Consider the following 263-nt stretch of genomic DNA (forward strand, 5'->3'; position numbering starts at 1 on the left):
GTCTACGGACCAAAGCAGGGGCTCTTCGGACCTTGCGCTATCGGATGAACCATATGGGATTAGCTAGTAGGTGGGGTAATGGCTCACCTAGGCGACGATCTCTAGCTGGTCTGAGAGGATGATCAGCCACACTGGGACTGAGACACGGCCCAGACTCCTACGGGAGGCAGCAGTGGGGAATATTGCACAATGGGCGCAAGCCTGATGCAGCCATGCCGCGTGTATGAAGAAGGCCTTAGGGTTGTAAAGTACTTTCAGCGGGG

1 rRNA gene is annotated in these 263 nt (G+C 55.9%); it reads left to right on the top strand.

From position 1 onward, the window contains the following. Positions 1–263: ribosomal RNA gene (locus BHE89_RS02120) — 16S ribosomal RNA — on the top strand; the annotation flags it as partial.

It is taken from the genome of Shigella sp. FC1967 (assembly GCF_001743005.1).
Lineage (GTDB): Bacteria > Pseudomonadota > Gammaproteobacteria > Enterobacterales > Enterobacteriaceae > Proteus.